Source organism: uncultured Limnohabitans sp., assembly GCF_937889215.1.
Taxonomy (GTDB): Bacteria; Pseudomonadota; Gammaproteobacteria; order Burkholderiales; family Burkholderiaceae_C; genus Limnohabitans_A.
Map to the genome: position 1 here is coordinate 1 of NZ_CALBEX010000285.1, position 4,582 is coordinate 4,582.

General features: G+C 58.9%; 5 protein-coding genes. All 5 read right to left on the reverse strand.

The genetic code is table 11. The annotated features are described in order from the left end of the window. Positions 1-66 precede the first annotated feature (66 nt). Entirely contained in the window at positions 67-330 is a 264-nt protein-coding gene (gene hfq / locus Q0341_RS07210) for an RNA chaperone Hfq (RefSeq protein ID WP_040506060.1), read from the reverse strand. 70 nt (positions 331-400) lie between these two features. Further along, complete coding sequence (gene der / locus Q0341_RS07215; protein WP_299511570.1) at positions 401-1,741, reverse strand: ribosome biogenesis GTPase Der; 1,341 nt, start codon at positions 1,739-1,741, stop codon at positions 401-403. A gap of 19 nt (positions 1,742-1,760) precedes the next feature. Further along, entirely contained in the window at positions 1,761-2,894 is a 1,134-nt protein-coding gene (gene bamB / locus Q0341_RS07220; RefSeq protein WP_299511572.1) for an outer membrane protein assembly factor BamB, read from the reverse strand. After that, entirely contained in the window at positions 2,891-3,562 is a 672-nt protein-coding gene (locus Q0341_RS07225) for a tetratricopeptide repeat protein (RefSeq protein WP_299511575.1), read from the reverse strand. The genes bamB and Q0341_RS07225 overlap by 4 nt, the downstream gene beginning before the upstream one ends. A 24-nt stretch (positions 3,563-3,586) precedes the next feature. Beyond that, positions 3,587-4,582 (reverse strand): histidine--tRNA ligase (gene hisS, locus Q0341_RS07230; protein WP_299511577.1); only part of this gene is annotated, 996 nt, incomplete at its 5' end.

Here is a 4,582-nt window from a genome sequence, read left to right on the forward strand (position 1 = left end):
GATGTTTCAGACAATGTCAGCAACCTGCTGTTGCGGTGTCACACCGCCGATAGCGCAAAAACCGCATCAAGCGGTGATTTCACCGGTTTCGGGGGTGCTGAAAGTGACAGAACGACCGGGAACAATGGTCGAAATGGCGTGCTTGTAAACCATTTGGGTGACGGTGTTGCGCAAGAGCACCACGTACTGATCAAACGACTCGATCTGACCCTGCAGTTTGATGCCGTTGACGAGGTAAATCGAGACCGGCACATGCTCTTTGCGCAGTGCGTTCAGAAAGGGGTCTTGCAAAAGTTGACCTTTGTTGCTCACGATATTTTCCGTGTTCAGAAGTTTCGAAGCCCTGACCTTACCACAGGGCCGGGGCTGAACTTTTGATGGAAAATGAATTCCTCAAATCTCAACTGGATTCTTTGTCTGCAAAAGGATTTGTAGATGTTTTCATTTCAATGCGCAAAGGCGTGCCGGACAGGCTGAAGGCTTTGCGAAAGCGCCCTTCCAGAAAGCGCTTGTAAGTGTCGGTGACGTGTTCCAACGAATTGCCGTGGACCACGATCACAGGCGGGTTCATGCCGCCTTGGTGCGCATAACGCAGCTTGGGACGGAACATGCCGCCGCGCTGCGGGCTTTGGAACTGCACCGCTTCGAGCAACAACCGCGTCAGAATGGGCGTGCTCATTTTGCACATGGCCGACTTGTGTGCCTGCACAATCGAAGCCCACACAGGCCCCAAGCCTTGGCGCTTTTTGGCCGAAATGAAGTGCATGTTGGCAAAACTCAAAAACGGCAAGCGGTTTTCAATCGAGCGCTGCACCAACTGGCGCTGGTATTCGTCGATGGCGTCCCATTTGTTGATGGCCAGCACCATGGCGCGGCCACTTTCCAGCGCATAGCCAGCAATATGGGCGTCTTGATCGGTCACGCCTTGCTCTGCATCCAGCAAGAGCAAGACCACGTTGGCCGATTCAATCGCTTGCAGAGTTTTGACCACCGAAAACTTTTCAATGGCCTCGAAGACCTTGCCTTTGCGGCGCAAACCTGCGGTGTCGATCAGCTCGAACTTCTGGCCCTGGCGCTCAAAGGGCACGCTGATCGCGTCCCGCGTAGTGCCAGGCATGTCGAAGGCCACCAAGCGCTCTTCACCCAACCAGGTGTTGATCAGTGTGGACTTGCCCACGTTAGGGCGACCGGCCACAGCGAGTTTGATGACCGAGGGGTCTTCCTCGGTTTCTTCGGGCTCGTCGGGCAAATGCAATGATTCAAAAGCCAACTCCAGCAGACCGCGTGTGCCTTGTCCGTGGGCGGCCGAGATGGCCAACACCTCACCCAGGCCCAGTTCGTAAAACTCGGTCAACTGGATGCCTTCGAGCATGCCTTCGGCCTTGTTGGCCACCAGCAAACAGGGTTTGCCAATTTTGCGCAAATAGCTGGCGATGTCGTGGTCTTGCGCCGACAAGCCTCCACGGGCATCGACCACAAAAATAACGATGTCAGCTTCAGCCACCGCTTGTTGCGTTTGCTTGGCCATTTCTTTGTAAATGCCGCTGCTGGCATCGGGCTCAAAACCGCCCGTGTCGATCACGATGAATTCTTGTCGGCCTTGTTTGCCGTTGCCGTAATGGCGGTCACGGGTCAGGCCCGCAAAGTCGGCCACGATGGCATCGCGGCTCTTGGTGAGGCGGTTGAACAGCGAGGATTTGCCCACATTCGGGCGGCCAACGAGGGCCAGTACAGGTTTCACTTAAAAATTTTCCGATCCATCATTCAGGGCGAAATCCGAAGACGCCCCCGGTGCGTGTCACCACCACCAAAGTTTGGCCAGCAAGCACAGGGGTGCCGACCACGCCGCTACCGTCTGTGCTCAAGCGTTGCAAGGGCTGCCCATCCTGTCGCGACAGAAAATGGACCCAGCCATCGGCATCACCCAGCATCACCGAACGCCCCAAGACCAAAGGAGCGCTCAAGCCACGAAAACGCAAAGCATCTTGCCGCCACAGGGGAGCTCCCGACTGCCGCTGCCAGGCCAAGACTTTGCCATCAGACTCCACGCCCCACACAGTCTGGTCATCTCCGGCCAAACCTTGGTGTCCCTGGGCATTGCGGCTCCAAGCCAAGCGGCCATTGGCACCATCCAAACAAGCGACCGTGGCTTGGAAAGCACGCACGCAAACCGAATTGCCCTCGCGGCTGACACCCGCCACCAAGTCGACCAAGCGCTCCACTTCGTTGGTGCCCCGGGTGCTGCCCACCAGCGTTTCCCATCGCACGGCACCGGTCAAGGGGTTCAAGGAGGCCATGCGTCCGCCCCAACCCACCAGCAAGGTGTCACCCAAAGGCATCAACACACCGGCTTGACGCAACACGAGCGGGTCATTGGGGCGCTGCTGGGTCCAGAGCGATTGTCCGGTCGCGCCATCAAACGCGCTCACGGCGCGGTCGCCAGTCAGCACAAAAACCCGGCCACCGGCCACCAAAGGCGGGGTGTAAGACAAAGCCGGCAATGTTTGACGCCACAGTACTTGACCGCCCTGCACCGTCACCAATTCGTTGTTTTGTGTGACCACAGCGAAGCGTTGGCCGTCGCCACCCACACCGGCCTGAATCGGCGAGTTCAAATTCAGTCGCCAAACATCACGTCCGGACTGCGCATCGATCAAGGCCAGCTGACCCTGGCTTGAGGCCACGGCCACCTGCTGGCCATGAACCGACGCCAACAAAGGCGTCGTGACCGCACCCACCTGGCTGGACCAGACCTTTTGCACTTTGAAGGTCCCACTGAAGGGCGGCAAAGGCGAAGGCTTGGGTTGATCGGGGCCGCTGGCACAAGAGGCCAACACAGCCACAGCGGCGATGGCCAACCAACGGGGCCAGACAGATGCAGAGATCAGGGTCACTTGTTGTTTCCTGTGGTTGCGGCAGGCTGGGGATCAATGCCCAGGGCGTTGAGCTTGGCTTCCACCAAGCGGCGGTAATCGGGGCTGTCGTCCAATTGTTGCCAGGCAGCCTGGTAAGCCGTCAGCGCCTCGGCTGGCTGGCCTTTGGCTTGCAACACGTCGCCACGCAAATCGGCCGCCAATCCGGTCATGCCAGGGGTGAAAGGCGCGCTCAACTGGGCCAGCGCCTCATCGTGGCTCCCGGCATCGAGCAGCAAGCCTGACAAACGCAAACGGGCAATGTCACGGTAGGCTGGATCGGTGGCGCCATCAACCACCCACTTCAGGGCGGCGCGTGCGGCGTCACCCTTGTCTTTTTTTTGCAAAGCCTTGGCAGCCAGCAAAGCGGCTTGCTGCGCATACTGCGTGGTGCCGAACTTGTCTTTCATGTCGGCCAGACTGCGCTCAACGCGCGTCACATCCCCGGCCGTCACGGCGCGTTCGACCTCATCGAACAACACCGCCGCCTTGGAGGCCTGGTCGCGTTGCCAATATTTGTACCCATTCCAGGCAGTAAAACTGCCCAAAACGAGGATCAGCAACCAAGAAATCAGGTTGCCGTATTTCTTCCAGAAATGCTTGATCTGGTCGAGTTGTTCTTGTTCTTCAAGGTCGAGGGCTTTGGCCATGGTGTGTGAAATAAGGTGAGCGCATCAAAGCGCGGATTGTAGGCTGTGGGCCCATGCGGCCACAGTGTTGAGTGTCTCGGTACGCTGGGCACCTGCGCCGTCGCGCAGCGATTTGACCGCCACCTGGCCTTGGGCCAATTCTTCGGCCCCAAAAACCAAAGCAAATCGTGCGCCCGAGGCATCGGCCTTTTTAAATTGAGACTTCATGCTGCCCATGCCCTCTCCAGTGCCCGCATGCATTTGGGCTGAGATGCCACAGGCGCGCAGGGTTTGCAACACCTGCATGGCCACCGGCAAGGCAGCCGTTTCAGGAATGATGGCGTAGACATCGGGGGCCAGATCGGGCAAGGCTTCGCCCTGCTCCTTGATGAGTTCGAGCACGCGCTCAACGCCCAAAGCCCAGCCCACGGCGGGTGCGGGTTTGCCGCCGACCTGCTCAATCAGGTAGTCGTAACGGCCACCGCCGCAAATCGTGCCTTGCGAGCCCAAGCTGGTGGTGATGAACTCGAACACCGTGAGGTTGTAGTAATCCATGCCGCGCACCAAACGCGGGTTGATGCTGTAAGCCACGCCGTTGGCGTCCAAGATGGCTTTGACCGCATTGAAGTGGGCCAGCGAAGCCTCACCCAAAAAGTCGAGCAAGCGCGGGGCGGCCTCGACCACGCTTTGCATGGCCGGATTTTTGGTGTCCAAGATACGCAGCGGGTTGCTGTGCAGCCGGCGCTTGGCTTCTTCGTCGAGCACATCGCTGTGTTTTTCGAGGTGGGCGATCAACGCGGCGCGGTGCGCTTGGCGTTCGACCGGTTGGCCCAAGCTGTTGAGCTCCAAGCGCACGTCTTTCAGGCCCAACACCTTCCACAGGTCGTTGGCGAGCAAAATCAATTCGGCGTCGACCTCAGCGCCGCCAAAACCCAGCACCTCGGCACCGACCTGGTGAAACTGGCGGTAGCGGCCACGCTGCGGGCGCTCGTGGCGGAACATGGGGCCCATGTAGTACAGGCGCTTGCCGCCTTCATAGAG